The organism is Pseudomonas sp. D4002 (genome assembly GCF_013385665.1).
In the GTDB taxonomy this organism is placed as follows: domain Bacteria; phylum Pseudomonadota; class Gammaproteobacteria; order Pseudomonadales; family Pseudomonadaceae; genus Aquipseudomonas.
Map to the genome: position 1 here is coordinate 1 of NZ_JACAPN010000035.1, position 15200 is coordinate 15200.

The following is a 15200-nucleotide window of genomic DNA, read 5'->3' on the forward strand; positions in this document are numbered from 1 at the left end:
GGAGGGGCGAAATCTCCCACGGTCTGTACTGCGCCAACAGTCAGAATCGGGCTTTGTCCCTCCTCCTCCCTTCAAGTCCTAGCATACAAGCGGGCTTGCTCGCGAAAGCGGTGTGTCAGTCACCTGATGTATCAACTGATCCACCGCATTCGCGAGCAAGCCCGCTCCCACATTTTGACCGGGCAAGACTTTAGAGCAGTTCGAAGCTCTGCTGCTTCACATCCTGCGAATCCAACCCGATCTGCACATTGAACTCGCCCGGCTCAGCCGCAAACTTCAGTTGGGTGTTGTAGAACTTCAAATCTTCCTCGGTGATGGTGAAGTGCACCGCGCGCTCTTCGCCCGCCTTGAGCATGATCTTCTGGAAGTTCTTCAATTCCTTCACTGGGCGGATCATCGAGCCGGCCACGTCCTGGATATACAGCTGCACCACGGTTTCGCCATCGACCTTGCCGGTGTTTTTCACCACCACGGTGGCGTCGAGCTTGCCGGTCTTGTTCAGGGTGGTGGACGACAGCGCCATGTCCGACAGGCTGAAACTGGTGTAGCTCAAGCCGTAACCGAACGGAAACAGCGGCCCGGTGGTGTCATCGAAGTACTGCGAGGTGTAGTTGCCCGGCTTGCCCGGAGTGAACGGCCGGCCAATGCTCAGGTGGTTGTAGTAGGTCGGAATCTGCCCCACCGAACGCGGGAAGGTGATCGGCAGCTTGCCCGACGGGTTGTAGTCACCGAACAGCACGTCAGCGATAGCGTTGCCGCCTTCGGTGCCGGCGAACCAGGTTTCCAGGATTGCGTCAGCCTGTTCGTTCTCCTCGACAATCGACAGCGGACGGCCGTTCATCAACACCAGCACCAGCGGTTTGCCGGTGGCTTTCAAGGCCTTGATCAGGTCGCGCTGGCTCTGCGGGATGTTCAGGTCGGTGCGGCTCGACGATTCGTGGGACATGCCACGGGACTCGCCCACGGCGGCCACGACCACATCGGCGCCTTTGGCGGCCTTGACGGCTTCGTCGATCATGTCCTGGGACGAGCGCGGGTCATCCACTACTTCCGGGGCATCGAAGTTCAGGAAGTTGAGGTAGTCGACGACTTTCTTGTCGTTGGTGATATTGGCGCCACGGGCATAGATCACCTTGCCCTTGTCGCCGATCACGGCGTTCATGCCGTCCAGCAGGGTCACCGATTGCGCGGGTTTACCGGCAGCGGCCCAGCTGCCCATCATGTCGATCGGCGCCTTGGCCAGCGGGCCGACCAGGGCGATGGTCGCGTCCTTTTTCAGCGGCAGGGTGTTGTTCTGGTTTTTCAGCAGCACCTGGCTGCTGCGCGCCACGTCACGTGCGTCGGCGCGGTGCAGGCGGCTTTCGGCGTAGGTGTCGGCCGGGTCATCCTCGGCCTTGCCGATGCGCAGGTACGGGTCGGCGAACAGGCCCATGTCGTACTTGGCGCCGAGCACTTCGCGCACGGCGTTGTCGATGTCGCTCTGTTCGATCTCGCCGGACTTCAGCAGGCCGGGCAATTCCTTGCCGTAGAGCGAGTCGTTCATGCTCATGTCGATGCCGGCCTTGATCGCCAGCTTGGCGGCTTCACGCCCGTCCTTGGCCACGCCGTGCTTGATCAGCTCGAAGATCGCACCGTGGTCGCTCACGGCCAGGCCCTTGAAGCCCCAGTCCTTGCGCAGCAGGTCGTTCATCAGCCAGGTGTTGGCGGTGGCGGGTACGCCGTTGATCGAGTTCAGCGCAACCATCACGCCACCGGCGCCGGCCTTGATGGCGGCGTGGTAGGGCGGCAGGTAGTCCTGGTACATCTTGACCGGGCTCATGTCGACCACGTTGTAGTCGCGACCGCCTTCCACCGCGCCATACAGGGCGAAGTGCTTGACGCTGGCCATGATGCTGTCGGCCTTGGCCGGGCTGCTGCCCTGGAAGGCCTTGACCATCACTTCGGCAATGCGCGAGGTCAGGTAGGTGTCTTCGCCAAAGCCTTCGGAGGTACGGCCCCAGCGCGGGTCGCGGGAGATGTCGACCATTGGCGCGAAGGTGATGTCGAGGCTGTCGGCGGCAGCTTCCTGGGCGGCGATGCGCCCGGAGTGGCCGATGGCGTCCATGTCCCAGCTGGATGCCAGGGCCAGGCTGATGGGGAATATCGTGCGGTGGCCGTGGATCACGTCGTAGGCGAAGAACATCGGGATCTTCAACCGGCTGCGCATGGCTGCGTCCTGCATCGGACGGTTTTCCGGGCGGGTGATCGAATTGAAGGTGCCGCCGATGCGACCGGCGGCGATTTCCTTGCGGATCAGTTCGCGGGGCATTTCGGGGCCGATGCTGATCAGGCGCAATTGGCCGATCTTCTCATCAAGGGTCATCTGCTTGAGCAGGTCACTGACGAAGGCGTCCTTGTCCTTGAGCACTGCGGGCTTTGTTTCGGCTAATACGGAATGAGTGGCCAAACTGACAACAAGGCCCAGCAAACACAGCTTCTTCATGAAAATCCTTTCTCGCAGTCTTGGGACCGGAGAGCGTCTATTGTTGTTCGGGTGTTGTTCAGATAAATACCGCACACTTCTGAACTCTTATTGGCGCTGGGCATCTTTTAGCTGATTGGCACGATGCAATCCAGTGGGTGGTGGAGGATTATGCCCTAAGCCCGTGGCTAACGCGTCAGTCGGTAAATTTCATAGGTTTGGCAGGAGAAACACCATGCAAGCAGCACAAGGTTACCGTTGGGGCTGGAAGGCCGTGGCATTGATACTGGTGAGCACCGTGCTGAGCGGTTGCGGCATCAACAAGATCCCGACCCTGGACGAACAGGCCAAGGCGGCCTGGGCCCAGGTGCAGAACCAGTACCAGCGGCGCGCCGACCTGATCCCCAACCTGGTGGAAGTGGTCAAGGGCTACGCCGCCCATGAACAGGACACCCTGACGGCCGTGATCGAAGCGCGGGCCAAGGCCACCTCGATCCAGGTGGACGCCAGCACCCTCGACAATCCCGAGAAACTCAAGCAGTTCCAGCAGGCCCAGGACGGTTTGAGCGGTGCACTCAGCCGTTTGATGGTGGTGTCCGAGCGCTACCCGGACCTGAAGGCCAACCAGAACTTCCTGGCCCTGCAATCGCAGCTTGAAGGCACCGAAAATCGCATCGCCGTGGCCCGCCGCGACTTTATCCAGGCAGTGCAGGCCTACAACACCGAGATCCGCACCTTCCCTGGCCGCCTGTGGCACAGCGTGATGTACAGCGACTTGCCGGTCCGCGCCAACTTCGAGGCCACGAGTGCCGATGCCGATAAAGCGCCGCAAGTGAAATTCTGATGGGCAAGCGCGCTTGGCTGATGGCGGCGGTGCTGCTGGCCTTCAGCCTGACCGCCCAGGCCGCCCTGAATTTCCCGGCCCTGACCGGACGGGTGGTGGACAACGCCCAGATGATCGACCCGGCCGTGCGTGCGCAGCTGACCCAGCAGTTGCAGGCGCTGGAGCAGACCAGCGGCGACCAGATCGTGGTGGTCACCGTGCCCGACCTGCAAGGCGTGCCCATTGAAGACTTCGGTTATCAACTGGGCCGCGCGTGGGGCATCGGCCAGAAGGGCAAGGACAACGGCGCCCTGCTGATCGTCGCCCGGGATGAGCACAAGATTCGCATCGAAGTGGGTTATGGCCTGGAAGGCGTACTCACGGATGCGCAATCCTGGGTGATCATCAACCAGGTGATCGCCCCGGCGTTCAAGGCGGGCAACTACAGCAAGGGCATCAGCGACGGCGTGGCGGCGATGCTGCAGGTGGTGGGCGGCGATCCGCTGGCCGTACCGGCGCATGTGTCCGAGGCCAACTTCGCCAAGCAAAACCCGGGCATTTCCATTGGCCTGTTCATCCTGTTGCTGGCAGTGTTGTGGCTGTGCAATCGCATGGGCCTGCCCGTTGGCGCTATCCTGCTGGCGATTCTCAGCAGCAGCGGTCGTGGCGGCGGGGGAGGCGGTGGCGGTGGTGGCTTCAGGGGCGGCGGCGGTGGTTTCGGCGGCGGTGGCGCCTCGGGCGGCTGGTAATGACAATAACTAGAGAGCATCAACAACCATGGCATTATTGAGTCAACACGAGCAACGCCAGGTCGCCGAGGCGATCGCCCGGGTCGAGCAGCAGACCGACGCCGAACTGGTGACCGTGCTCGCGGCCCGCGCCGACGACTACGCCTACATCCCGCTGTTGTGGGCCAGCCTGCTGGCGCTGGTGGTGCCGGGGATCATCCACTACCTGTCGGGCTGGTTGACCATGTACACCTTGCTGCTGGCGCAGTGGGGCACGTTCGTCGTGCTGTGCCTGGTGTTCCGTTTGCCCAGGGTCACCACGCGACTGATCCCGCGCTCGGTGCGCCATTGGCGCGCGTCCAACCTGGCACGGCGGCAGTTTCTCGAACAGCACCTGCACCACACGCTGGGCAGCACCGGGGTGCTGATTTTTGTCAGTGAGGCCGAGCGGTATGTGGAAATCCTGGTGGACAAGGGGATTTCCAGTCGCCTGGATGACAGCAGTTGGGATGCGATCGTCAAGGACTTCACCCGCCAGGTGAAGCAAGGCCAGACGTTGGCCGGGTTTGTGGCGTGTATTGAGGCTTGCGGGGAATTGCTCAGGGAGCACGTACCGGTGACCCACGCACGCAATGAGCTGCCGAATCGGTTGGTGGTGTTGGAGTAGTGTAAAATTCCCGGCATTCCCTGCCCGAGGCGTTTTTGTTCATGTCTGCCACCGCTAAACCTGCCAGCCCCGCGCCGGATCATCACGCGCAGTTCCTCGAACTGCTGAGCGCGAGCCTTGAGCAAAACGCCTTTATCAAGCTGGTGCTGGCCAAGTACGTCGGCACCGAGCCTGATCTTCAGAAGCTGATCATCAAGCAGCTGACGGTCAAGGATCAGCCTTGCCTGTCCTTCGTCTATCGCTACAAGACCCGCGACATCACCAAGAACTTCTCCCTGGCCGACGGCGTGGCGGCAATTGCCGAGTTGTTGCCGGCGGCGTTCAAGAATGCGCACCTGCTGTCGGTGACCGACGAAGCCCAGCTGGAATACAGCAAGAAAAACAAAAGCTCACTGTTCAAAAGCAAGCCGCAGCAACTGCGCGAAGCGCCGTCTGCCGAGCACAACCGCGAGAAGAATCGCTTCCTGGACCTGACCCGGCCCTTCCTCGCCGACCTTGGTGTGACCAACGCCAAACACGAGCTGATCCCGGCGATGTCGCGCAAGTGGAAGCAGATCAACAAATTCATCGAAGTATTCAGCCATGCGCTGACCACCTCGCCGCTGAAGCTGGACCAGCCGGTGCGGGTCGCGGACTTTGGTTCGGGCAAGGGTTACCTGACGTTTGCCATCCACGACTACCTGCGCAACACCCTCAACGCCGAGGGCGAAGTCACCGGCGTGGAGCTGCGCGAAGACATGGTGACCCTGTGCAACAACGCCGCCGCCCGCCTGGACCACCCGGGGCTGGTGTTCAAGTGCGGGGATGTGCGCAGCGTCGCGCCCAGCGAGCTGGACGTGATGATCGCCCTGCATGCCTGCGACATCGCCACCGACTACGCGATTCACACCGGCATCCGCTCCGGTGCGTCGATCATCATGTGCTCGCCGTGCTGCCACAAGCAGATTCGCCTGCAGATCCAGAGCCCGGCGCTGCTCAAGCCGATGCTGCAATACGGCCTGCACCTGGGCCAGCAGGCGGAAATGGTCACCGACAGTTTGCGCGCGTTGTTCCTTGAAGCGTGCGGCTATGAGACCAAGGTGTTTGAGTTCATCTCGTTGGAGCACACCAACAAGAACAAGATGATCCTGGCGGTGAAGCGTGCCGAGCCGGTGGACAACGCTCAACTCCTGGAGAAAATCCAGGAGCTCAAGGCGTTCTACAACATCACCGAACATTGCCTTGAAACCCTGCTGCGGGCGGACGGTTACCTCGCCTGAGTGCGACGCAAATCAAAAATGTGGGAGCGGGCTTGCTCGCGAAAGCGGTGTGTCAGTCACCTGATGTATCAACTGACCCACCGCATTCGCGAGCAAGCCCGCTCCCACATTAGATCGCGCTAGCCTTGGGAGCTGGCGCAGGCTTCACGCTGGTCTTGCGCCCCAACATCACCGTCACAATCACCCCGCAGGCAAACAGCCAGGTAATCGGCTCGATGTGTTCACCAAAAAACAGCGCCGAAAACGCGATGGTGAAAAAGATCTGCAACAGCTGAATCTGGCTGACCCGGGCGATGCCACCCATGGCGAGCCCGGCGTACCACGCAAAGAACCCCAGGAACTGCGAAAACAACGAGACATAACCAAACGCCCACCAGGTGCGCATGGAAATCGGCCCTTCGTGTTGCAGCGCCAGGTAGGCCACCGGCCCGATCAATACCGGCGTCGACAGCACCAGCGCCCAACAGATTACCTGCCAGCCGCCCATCTCCTTGGCCAACCGGCCGCCTTCGGCATAACCCAGGCCACCCACGGCAATCGCCCCGAGCATCAACAGGTCGCCCGCCTGGATGCTGCCGGCTCCGGTGATCAACGCATAACTCAGCACCAGCGCACTGCCCAGCGCCGCGCAGGCCCAGAAGGCCTTCGACGGACGTTCATGGGACAGCCACGCCGCGTACAGCGCCACGCACAGCGGCTGCAACCCGTTGACCAGCGCGCCATGGGACGCGGGCAAGGTTTGCATGGCCCAGGCCGACAACACCGGGAAACCCAGGATTACCCCGGCAATCACCAGCGTCAGCCCGCGCACCTGGCGCCAGGTGGGCCAGCGCTCACGGCGCCACAGCAACAACGCCGCCGCCGGCACCGCCGCGAACAACGCCCGGCCCAGGCCATTGAGCAACGGGTGGATTTCCTGCACCACGATACGGGTGAAGGGCAGGGTGAGGCTGAAGATGACGACGCCCAGCAGGCCGAGGGCCATGCCGGTATTTTCGCGGGAGCTCATGGAAGGAACCAGAATCGAATGGGCCGGAAGTGGACGTTCATCTAGCCACAAAGCCCCGCAAACACGGGCTTACAGCTAGGTGCAGATTGAGCCGTACAGTTTTGAACGGGCGACTCGGTTCATGTGGGAGCTGTCGAGCCTTGGCGAGGCTGCGATGGGATCAACGCAGTTTACCTGTCAGACCGAGGTGTCTGCATCGCGGGCAAGCCCGGCTCCCACACAAGCCGGGGTGCTGATGTAGTAGCGGGCCATTACCCGGATCAAGCCTGCGGGTCTATCTTGGCTACTCCTATCTGCCCAACCGTTCAACCGGAGGAATGTCCCATGGCCGCGAAAAAAATCCTGATGCTGGTCGGCGATTACGTCGAAGACTATGAAGTGATGGTGCCGTTCCAGGCGCTGCTGATGGTGGGGCATACCGTGCACGCGGTGTGCCCTGACAAGGCTGCCGGCCAGACCGTCCGCACGGCGATCCACGACTTCGAAGGCGACCAGACCTACAGCGAAAAGCCCGGGCACCTGTTCGCCCTGAATGCGGATTTTGCCAAGGTGAACGCCGCCGACTACGACGCGCTGCTGGTGCCGGGTGGCCGTGCCCCTGAGTACCTGCGGCTGAACGAAAAGGTCCTGCAACTGGTCAAGGATTTCGATCAGGCTGGCAAACCCATCGCTGCCGTGTGCCATGGCGCTCAACTGCTGGCGGCTGCCGGGATCCTGGAAGGCCGCGAGTGCAGCGCCTACCCGGCGTGCGGGCCGGAGGTACGACTGGCGGGCGGTACGTTCATCGATATCCCGGTGACCGACAGTCACGTTCAAGGCAATCTGGTAACGGCCCCGGCGTGGCCGGCGCACCCAAGCTGGCTCGCGGGTTTCCTCGGCCTGCTGGGCACCAAAATCACCCTGTAAAGCGGAGGTCATCGCCATGTGCGAGCTGTACGTCAAGGCCGACCCGATTCTGTACGAATCCCGCTCGCGCTCCCTGCGCATCTGCGGCGTGGTGACCACCGTGCGCCTGGAAAACCAGTTCTGGGACATCCTCAGCGAGATCGCCGAGGTGGATGGCATGACCACCAATCAACTGATCGCCAAGCTGTATGAAGAAGTGATGGATTACCGCGGCGAAGTGGTGAATTTTGCTTCGTTCTTGCGGGTGAGTTGCACGCGGTATTTGAGCAGGCAGCGGGTTCACGCCCCAGAGCTCAGCCTGGTTAATACAAGAAATGGCGCGCAGAAGATCTGAATGTGGGAGCGGGCTTGCTCGCGAAGGCGGTGTGTCAGGTAACTCATGTACCGACTGATCCAGCGCTTTCGCGAGCAAGCCCGCTCCCACATTGATTAGTAGGGGTCAGAAGAACCGCGTCACACTGATCTTCGCATCCCGGCCCTTGGTGTAGGCGCGGTCGCCGCTCAGGGCCGGTCGGAAGTTGTTGTTGAACAGGTTGTCCACGGTGAAGTTCACCTCGGTACCCTTGAGGTAAGCCTGTTGCGGCTTCCAGCTGGCGAACAGGCCTTGCGTGTTGTAGCGCTTGTTGCCGTACTGGTCGTAGAACAGGTCGCCGATGCTGGTGCCCGGGCCGCCGGAATACTTGTCGCTCGGCAGGCGGCTGGTGGCGCCGATGAACTGCCCTTGCCAGCCTACCCGCATATCCAGGCTCGGGATCTTGGTGCCGAGCACCACCACCCATTTGGTTGGCGGAATGTCCCGCGCCCAGACGTCCGGCCCCCACGGGTTGGTGTAGGCGCCTTCATGTTTGCCGGTGGTGTAGGCGAACGATACCGAGCCGAACACGTAGGTGGAGTCATAGAAACTCTCGGCCTCGAAACCCTTGATGGTCATGCCGCCGATGTTGCGGTAGTTGGACATCGCGCCCGGCGGGCAGGCGCTGGAAATCGTCCCGCCGTTGACCGCCTGGTTCTGGCAGCCCACGCCCGTGGCCTTGAAGATTTCGTCCTCGACCTTGTTGTGGAACAGCGTGGTACGCAGTTGCAGGTTGTCGCCGTGGGCGAACACGTCGGCGAAGCTGGTGACGTTGCCCAGGGTGATGGAGGTGATGCGCTCCGGGTCCAGGTCCAGGCTGGTGGCGGTGCGGCTGCCCAGGCCCTGGACTTCATACTGCTCGTCGATCACTGGCGCACGCCAGGTGCGGCTCCAGTTGGCGAACATCGCCACGTTCGGGGTGATGGTCCAGTACGCCGCCAGGCGTGGCGACCAGCCGGTGTAAGTGCGGTCGCTGTAGTCATGGCCGATGGCCGGGTCCGGGTTGCTGTAGTACGGCGCGTCGTTGGCCTCGCCGCGGTTGCGCACATGGTCATAGCGCATCGACGGGGTAATGGTCACATCGCCCAGCGTCACCGCGTCCTGGATAAAGAAGCTGTTGGTGTCGACCTTGCCATGGGGCATGAAGCCCGGCTGGAAGTGCCCGTAGTTGTATTTCGGGGTGTTGTAGGTGGCGCCGGGCATCCACATTTCGGTTTCCCGGGTGTGCTTGCGGATTTGCACACCGGTGGTCACCGCGTGCTGCAACGCACCGGTGGAAAACAGGCTGACGTTGCGTACGTCGAGGTTCTTGTCGTTATAGGAGGTGTCCATCTTGCGCCCGCCGGTGGCCAACTGGAAAAACGCCGTGGCGTCGCGCTCGTCGGTCTGGTCGGTATTGGATTCGGAGTACTTGATGGTCAAGTCCACCAGCGGGTTATTCATCGGCTGGTATTCGTACTTGCCGGACCAGGTGGTGTCGACGGTATTGCGGTTGGCCAGGAAGCGTTTCAGCGCGGCTTCGTAGCCATAGCGGTCGATGTTGGCCTGGGTCGGCGGCGTCGGGTAGCTGGCGGCAGAGAAGGGCGTCCAGCGCTGGCTGTTGGAGCGCGAATACGACAGACCCAGGCTTTGCTCATCGGTGAAGTGAGCATTGAACTTGAACAGTTTGCCGTCCACATTCTGGGCGCTGTTGGGCAGGCGCTTGGGGTTGATCGGGTACTGGTTGTTGTCGTTGGGCAGGGTGGCAGCCAGTTTCATGTCGCCGCCGTCGCGCTGGGTCAGGTAGGCCAGCGCATCGAAGCGGCCGTCATCGGTACGCCCGTAAACGGCACTGCTGTAGACCTGCTCATGGTCGTTGCTGGAGTAGCCGTATTTGAGCATGGCACCGCTGTTGCGCCCGTCCTTGAGCAGGTCCGGGGCATCCTTGGTGGTCATGTTGACCGTACCGCCAAAGCCGCCGTTGCCGCTGAAGGGCGAGTTGGGGCCTTTCTCCACTTCGATGCTCTTGATCAGCTCGGGCTCGATAAACACAGTGCCCTGCTGGTAGCGCTCAAAGCCGCTTTTGGTTGCGCCATCGACGGTCAGCGGCACGTCTTCGGCGTCGCCGAAACCACGGATGTTGATGGTCTGGCCACCGGGCTTCAGCGAGCCGCCCTGGCTGATGCCGGGCAAGGTTTGCAGCAGGCTGGGAATGTTGTTGGACTGGTAGCGGTCGATGTCCGCCTGGGTCAGGGTGGAACGGCCGACGGTGGTGGAGTCGACCTCGTTGCCGGTGCCGATCACGCTCAGGGCGTCGAGCTGGATCGCGCTGCTGTTGGTGGTCTTGCCCTCTTCGGGGCGTACCACGTAAGTGCTGCCGACCTTGAGCAATACGAACTCGCCGTCCTTGAGCAGAGTGCGAATCGCCACTTCCGGTGTGAAGTCGCCATTGAGGGCTGGCGCCTGGATATTTTTCAGCAGCGCTTCATCGAACAGCAGCTGGATTTTCGCCTGCTGCGCCACCTGGCTCAGGGACGTGGCCAGGGACTGGGCCGGCAGTTGCAGCTTGAACGACTCTGCCTGGGCACTCAGGCTGAAGGCCAGGCAGGCGGCAATGGCGGTGGGTCGAAGAAACAGGTGCTGAACGTGGCAAGGCGCGCGAAACATGAAATCCCCCGGAGTAGCCAAATGGCCAGAAAGGTGTGCGTATCAAACGCAGACCCGAGGAAGACGCGGCAGGAAAAATAATCCTCACATGCGAATGCAAAATATTCTCAAATAAGAATTCCGCGGGGCTATTTGCGCGGTTCGATCCTGATATTGCCGTCGGCCAGGGCCACGGTTTTCACCGGCAATAGCGCCGGCAGGGCGTTGAGCAGGGCGTCCGGATCATTCACGTCCAGATTGCCCGAGACCTTCAGTTGCGCCACCGCGCTGTCCACCAGCAACGGCGCCTGGGGCCGGTACAGGCTCAACTCGTCCATCAGGCTGGCCAGCTCGCGATTACGAAACGACACGTGGCCGCCGCGCCAATCGGCGACCTCGCCGGCAGTGAGGGTTTGCTGCTGCAGCGTGCCCTTGGCATAACTGAACGTAGCGCGCTGATCGGCGCCGAGCAGGGTGGCCGGCAGCCTGGCATCCGGATCGAATGCCACTTGCCCATGGGCCACGCTGACCACCAGTTGCTGCTTGCTGCGCCGCACATCGAAGCCGGTGCCGACCACCCGCACATTGGCTTCACCGGCCTGCACGAACAGCGGACGCTCCTTGTCGGGCGCCACCTCGATATACAATTGGCCCTGATCCAGATGCACGATGCGCTGGTGACTGTTGAAGTCCACCCGCAGGCGCGTATTGGCGTTGACGTACAAGGTGCTGCCGTCAGGCAAATGCATGGTGCGCATTCCTTTGGCATGGGCCGCGACCTGGGCGTGGAACAGCTCGCGCGGGGCGCCGATGTTGCTCGTCAGCACGGCACACACCAATGCGGCAGCCACCGCCAGGGCCGGGCGCCAGGCGGGTGTCTTGCGCGCGGGCAGCGGTGTCGGTTTGTTCAGTTGCTGCAACTGCGCCAGGTCGGCCCACAGCTGTTCGAATTCGGCGTAGGCGCGGGCATTGGCCGGCTCGGACTGCCAGGCGGCAAACGCCTTGCGGTCGGCGCGACCGGCGTCATTGCGGTTGCGCGCAAACCAGCTGGCGGCCTGGGCATCGATGGAGTCGCTGGCCTCGATGTCACAGGTGTCGATGTCGCTCAGGCGGGTCATTCTGGCTGCTCCTTGCCCTGTTCTTGTTGAAGTCGCTGCTTGCAATGCAGCAAGGCAAAAGCGATGTGCTTTTCCACCATGCTGACCGAAACGCCCATGCGCTCGGCGATCTGCGCCTGGCTCAGGCCTTCGAAGCGGTGCAGCATAAGGGCTTCTCGTCTTCTCGGCGAGAGTTCAGAGAGGACTTCTTTCAACTGTTCCAGGCGTTGCAGGCGTTGCGCGGCGGCCATGGGATCGTCTCGCGAGTCGCTGACAGGTTCGGCATCCAGTTCGGCCTGTTGCTGGTGGACGGTGTGCCGCACCTTTTGTTTGCGCCAGTGATCGCGCAGCAGATTGCGCGCCATCTGGAACAGAAACGCCCGTGGCTGCTCGACCTGAGCCCGGTCGCGGTAGTCCAGCCATTGGGTGAAGACATCCTGGGTCATGTCTGCCGCGTCGCTGGCGTTGTCCGTGCGTTTACGCAGGAAATGCAGGATATCTGCATAAAACCCGCGAAAGGCATCGGCCGACAGTGGGTCGGGCTTGGGACGAGACATGGATATCCTTCTTGACGAAGCACGACGTGGAAAAGTCGTGAATGATATCGAGAATTATTGTCATTTGTCTCTATTGAAAATCCAAGGTTGGATGCGGACTAAATGTGGGAGCGGGCTTGCTCGCGAATGCGGTGAGTCAGTCGACCTATTAATTGACTGACCCACTGCCTTCGCGAGCAAGCCCGCTCCCACATTTGGATTGCGTTTCAGCGCAACAGGGTCAGTAGTTCTTGCAACTGAACACGGCCTGCCTCAGCCAGCGGGAACACCGGCAGCCGTGGATCCCCCGACTCCAGGCCCGTCAGCCGCAAACCGGCCTTGATCGTCGCCGGCAAGCCACCTTTGAGGATGAAATCCAGCAACGGCAACTGGCGATAAAACAGCTCCCGCGCTTTCTCCAGGTCATTGGCCAAAACGGCTTCATACAAATCCAGGTTGAGCTGAGGAATCAGATTCGGCGCCGCCGTGCACCAACCTTTCGCGCCCGCCGCAAACGCCTCCAGCGCCAGCGGATTGCAGCCGTTGTAGAACGGCACCCGGCCCTCGCTGCGCCGGTGTAATTGGTGCATGCGCTGAATATCCCCGGTGCTTTCCTTGACCATGGTCACGTTGTCGACGCTGTTGACGATGCGCAGGATCAAGTCCACCGACATGTCGGTGCCACTGGTGGCCGGGTTGTTGTAGAGCATGATCGGCACGCCGATGCTGTCGCCAATGGCCGCATAGTGGGCGAGGATTTCCGCCTCGCAGAGTTTCCAGTACGAGGCCGGCAATACCATCACCACGTCCGCGCCGTGGGCCTCGGCAAACTGCGCACGACGCACGGCCTTGGCGGTGGTCAGGTCGGAGACGCTGACGACGGTCGGCACACGCTTGCCCACCTTCTGGATGCTGTAGGCGGCGACTTCATCCCACTCTGCATCACTGAGATAGGCGCCTTCGCCGGTGCTGCCCAACGGTGCGACAGCGTGCACGCCGCTGTCGATCAGGCGGTCGATCGAAAGGCCCAGGGCGTCGAGGTCAAGGCGCTGTCCGTCCGTGCTGAACGGGGTAATGGTGTAGCCGATAATGCCGTGAATAGAAGGGCTGGACATGGAAAGGTCTCCGGTCGAAAAAGGGTTTCAGTTCAGGCAATCGGCGTGTTGGCGCAGGTTCTGCCGAGCGTAGTAGTTGAACGCGGCGCCGTGGCGCTTGGGCTTGGAAATCCAGTCATGGGCTTCGCGGCCCAGTTCCGGCAGGATCGGCTTGATCGTGCCGGCGGCCATCGCCAGCAGCTGCAACTTGGCCGCGCGCTCGATCAACTGCGCGATCACACAGGCTTCCTCGATGCTCGCCCCAGTGGACAATTGGCCGTGGTGGGAAAGCAGAATCGCGCGTTTATCCCCCAGGGCAGCGGTGATGATTTCACCTTCTTCGTTGCCCACCGGCACCCCGGGCCAGGCTTCGAGGAATGCGCAATCTTCGTACAACGGGCAGAGGTCCATGTGGGACACCTGCAACGGCACTTCCAGCATCGACAACGCAGCGATGTGGGTCGGGTGAGTGTGGATGATGCAGTTCACGTCCGGGCGACCGCGGTACACCCAGCTGTGAAAACGGTTGGCCGGGTTGGGCATGCCATGGCCTTCCAGCACCTCCAGGTCTTCATTGACCAGCAATAGGTTGCTGGCGGTGATCTCATCAAAACCCAGGCCCAGTTGTTGGGTGTAGTAGGTGCCAGGCGTCGGGCCGCGTGCGGTGATCTGCCCGGCGAGGCCGGAGTCGTGGCCGTTTTCGAACAGGATCCGGCAGGTCAGCGCCAGCTTTTGCCGGTCGGTCCACGTATTATCCGCCAGGGTGTTTTGCATCTGGGTCAGCGCCTGCTTGACCAGTTGGTCTTTCGGGAGTGCTAATGTCTTGGCCATATCAGTGTCCTTGTTCGTCGCAAATGACACTAAAGAGACTATATGACACAAGGTGTCATTAGCAAGCATTCATCATCGCCTCTTTAATGGATTAACCGCTGCGCATGTCTATCCGTTTGAAAATATTGAGAAAAAAACTTGGTGTGACTTTGGAGTCGCTCGCGGAAAAATCCGGGATGACCAAGAGTTACCTGTCGAAAGTCGAACGCGGGTTGAATACGCCGTCGATTGCGGCGGCGCTGAAACTGGCCAAGGCGTTGAATGTGAAGGTCGAAGAATTGTTCAGCGAGGACAATGTCAGCCTCGACAGCTACAGCCTGGTGCGCAGCCACGAACGGCAGGCGTTGTCGGGCACCGATGCGTCACCGGGTTACGCGGTGTTGGCGCATCAGGTCAGTGAGCGTAGTTTGTTGCCGTTCATCATTTACCCGCCGGCGGAGTTCACCGACAAGACCTTCAAGGAACATTTGGGGGAGGAGTTTTTGTTTGTGCATGAAGGCCAGGTTGAGGTGGATTTCATGAGTGAGCGGGTGGTGTTGAATCGGGGGGATGCGTTGCATTTCAATGCGCAGAAGCCGCATCGGATTCGGTCGGTGGGGGAGGTTCAGGCTCAGCTTTTGGTGGTGGTGCATAGTGCTGAAGCGTGATGGTGGGGGTGGGGGTGGGGGTGGGGGCATATCCGTTATTTGGGTAACGGCCGCCTAGGGTTCCGCTCTTACAGCGGCTCACTTTTGAAGAGCGCAAAAGTAAGCAAAACGCTCTTGCCCCACCACTCGGCTCCTCGCCTAGGCTCGGAGTGCCCTCACTCCGGC

General features: G+C 61.3%; 14 protein-coding genes. 7 read left to right on the top strand and 7 right to left on the bottom strand.

The features are described 5' to 3' along the window. Positions 1 to 190 precede the first annotated feature (190 nt). The gene (gene bglX, locus HX824_RS24110; protein WP_177055201.1) at positions 191 to 2482 is read right to left on the bottom strand and encodes a beta-glucosidase BglX; all 2292 of its coding nucleotides are present in this window, start codon (positions 2480 to 2482) and stop codon (positions 191 to 193) included. Positions 2483 to 2696: 214 nt separating this feature from the next. On the opposite strand from bglX, the gene HX824_RS24115 reads away from it, so the two are divergent. From HX824_RS24115 to HX824_RS24130, 4 genes are read left to right on the top strand one after another with little or no spacing between them, the layout of a single operon-like run. Next, the gene (locus tag HX824_RS24115) at positions 2697 to 3305 is read left to right on the top strand and encodes a LemA family protein (protein ID WP_003209150.1); all 609 of its coding nucleotides are present in this window, start codon (positions 2697 to 2699) and stop codon (positions 3303 to 3305) included. Further along, positions 3305 to 4033: a YgcG family protein gene (locus HX824_RS24120; RefSeq protein WP_003209148.1), complete on the top strand. Its 729-nt coding sequence runs from the start codon at positions 3305 to 3307 to the stop codon at positions 4031 to 4033. The genes HX824_RS24115 and HX824_RS24120 overlap by 1 nt, the downstream gene beginning before the upstream one ends. Before the next feature lie 28 nt (positions 4034 to 4061). Next, positions 4062 to 4679, top strand: coding sequence for a TPM domain-containing protein (locus HX824_RS24125; protein WP_003209147.1), 618 nt, complete (start codon positions 4062 to 4064; stop codon positions 4677 to 4679). A gap of 41 nt (positions 4680 to 4720) precedes the next feature. Next, positions 4721 to 5938, top strand: a complete 1218-nt coding sequence (locus HX824_RS24130) for an SAM-dependent methyltransferase (protein ID WP_003209145.1) — start codon at positions 4721 to 4723, stop codon at positions 5936 to 5938. Positions 5939 to 6047: 109 nt separating this feature from the next. Here the strand turns inward: HX824_RS24130 and HX824_RS24135 are convergent, their stop codons facing one another. Next, a complete protein-coding gene (locus HX824_RS24135) occupies positions 6048 to 6947 on the bottom strand; it encodes a DMT family transporter (protein ID WP_003209142.1) in 900 nt (299 codons plus the stop codon). A gap of 324 nt (positions 6948 to 7271) precedes the next feature. Between HX824_RS24135 and HX824_RS24140 the strand changes: the two genes are divergently transcribed. Together HX824_RS24140 and HX824_RS24145 are read left to right on the top strand one after the other, a co-directional pair. Continuing rightward, positions 7272 to 7853: a DJ-1/PfpI family protein gene (locus HX824_RS24140; protein ID WP_008430897.1), complete on the top strand. Its 582-nt coding sequence runs from the start codon at positions 7272 to 7274 to the stop codon at positions 7851 to 7853. Between the two features lie 16 nt (positions 7854 to 7869). Then, positions 7870 to 8187: a ribbon-helix-helix domain-containing protein gene (locus tag HX824_RS24145; protein ID WP_177055203.1), complete on the top strand. Its 318-nt coding sequence runs from the start codon at positions 7870 to 7872 to the stop codon at positions 8185 to 8187. Positions 8188 to 8292: 105 nt separating this feature from the next. Here the strand turns inward: HX824_RS24145 and HX824_RS24150 are convergent, their stop codons facing one another. The 5 genes from HX824_RS24150 to HX824_RS24170 form a co-directional block, all read right to left on the bottom strand. Next, positions 8293 to 10851 (bottom strand): TonB-dependent receptor, encoded by a 2559-nt coding sequence (locus HX824_RS24150; RefSeq protein WP_003209136.1) that lies wholly within the window; start codon positions 10849 to 10851, stop codon positions 8293 to 8295. Between the two features lie 128 nt (positions 10852 to 10979). Then, positions 10980 to 11948 (bottom strand): FecR domain-containing protein, encoded by a 969-nt coding sequence (locus tag HX824_RS24155; RefSeq protein WP_087692633.1) that lies wholly within the window; start codon positions 11946 to 11948, stop codon positions 10980 to 10982. After that, positions 11945 to 12484 carry an RNA polymerase sigma factor gene (locus HX824_RS24160; RefSeq protein ID WP_087692632.1) on the bottom strand — a complete coding sequence of 180 codons (540 nt, stop codon included), beginning with the start codon at positions 12482 to 12484 and terminating at the stop codon, positions 11945 to 11947. The genes HX824_RS24155 and HX824_RS24160 overlap by 4 nt, the downstream gene beginning before the upstream one ends. 206 nt (positions 12485 to 12690) lie before the next feature. Further along, complete coding sequence (locus HX824_RS24165; protein WP_177055205.1) at positions 12691 to 13578, bottom strand: dihydrodipicolinate synthase family protein; 888 nt, start codon at positions 13576 to 13578, stop codon at positions 12691 to 12693. Positions 13579 to 13605: 27 nt separating this feature from the next. Further along, positions 13606 to 14388 carry an aldolase gene (locus HX824_RS24170; RefSeq protein WP_003209128.1) on the bottom strand — a complete coding sequence of 261 codons (783 nt, stop codon included), beginning with the start codon at positions 14386 to 14388 and terminating at the stop codon, positions 13606 to 13608. 104 nt (positions 14389 to 14492) lie between these two features. Here HX824_RS24170 and HX824_RS24175 point away from each other — a divergent pair, with 104 nt between their 5' ends. Further along, positions 14493 to 15035: a helix-turn-helix domain-containing protein gene (locus tag HX824_RS24175; RefSeq protein WP_087692630.1), complete on the top strand. Its 543-nt coding sequence runs from the start codon at positions 14493 to 14495 to the stop codon at positions 15033 to 15035. Positions 15036 to 15200 lie beyond the last annotated feature (165 nt).

Bases quoted from the DNA above. Each gene is read 5' to 3' on its own strand.
- bglX (WP_177055201.1), bottom strand. From the start codon at position 2,482: ATGAAGAAGCTGTGTTTGCTGGGCCTTGTTGTCAGTTTGGCCACTCAT.
- HX824_RS24115 (WP_003209150.1), top strand. From the start codon at position 2,697: ATGCAAGCAGCACAAGGTTACCGTTGGGGCTGGAAGGCCGTGGCATTG.
- HX824_RS24120 (WP_003209148.1), top strand. From the start codon at position 3,305: ATGGGCAAGCGCGCTTGGCTGATGGCGGCGGTGCTGCTGGCCTTCAGC.
- HX824_RS24125 (WP_003209147.1), top strand. From the start codon at position 4,062: ATGGCATTATTGAGTCAACACGAGCAACGCCAGGTCGCCGAGGCGATC.
- HX824_RS24130 (WP_003209145.1), top strand. From the start codon at position 4,721: ATGTCTGCCACCGCTAAACCTGCCAGCCCCGCGCCGGATCATCACGCG.
- HX824_RS24135 (WP_003209142.1), bottom strand. From the start codon at position 6,947: ATGAGCTCCCGCGAAAATACCGGCATGGCCCTCGGCCTGCTGGGCGTC.
- HX824_RS24140 (WP_008430897.1), top strand. From the start codon at position 7,272: ATGGCCGCGAAAAAAATCCTGATGCTGGTCGGCGATTACGTCGAAGAC.
- HX824_RS24145 (WP_177055203.1), top strand. From the start codon at position 7,870: ATGTGCGAGCTGTACGTCAAGGCCGACCCGATTCTGTACGAATCCCGC.
- HX824_RS24150 (WP_003209136.1), bottom strand. From the start codon at position 10,851: ATGTTTCGCGCGCCTTGCCACGTTCAGCACCTGTTTCTTCGACCCACC.
- HX824_RS24155 (WP_087692633.1), bottom strand. From the start codon at position 11,948: ATGACCCGCCTGAGCGACATCGACACCTGTGACATCGAGGCCAGCGAC.
- HX824_RS24160 (WP_087692632.1), bottom strand. From the start codon at position 12,484: ATGTCTCGTCCCAAGCCCGACCCACTGTCGGCCGATGCCTTTCGCGGG.
- HX824_RS24165 (WP_177055205.1), bottom strand. From the start codon at position 13,578: ATGTCCAGCCCTTCTATTCACGGCATTATCGGCTACACCATTACCCCG.
- HX824_RS24170 (WP_003209128.1), bottom strand. From the start codon at position 14,388: ATGGCCAAGACATTAGCACTCCCGAAAGACCAACTGGTCAAGCAGGCG.
- HX824_RS24175 (WP_087692630.1), top strand. From the start codon at position 14,493: ATGTCTATCCGTTTGAAAATATTGAGAAAAAAACTTGGTGTGACTTTG.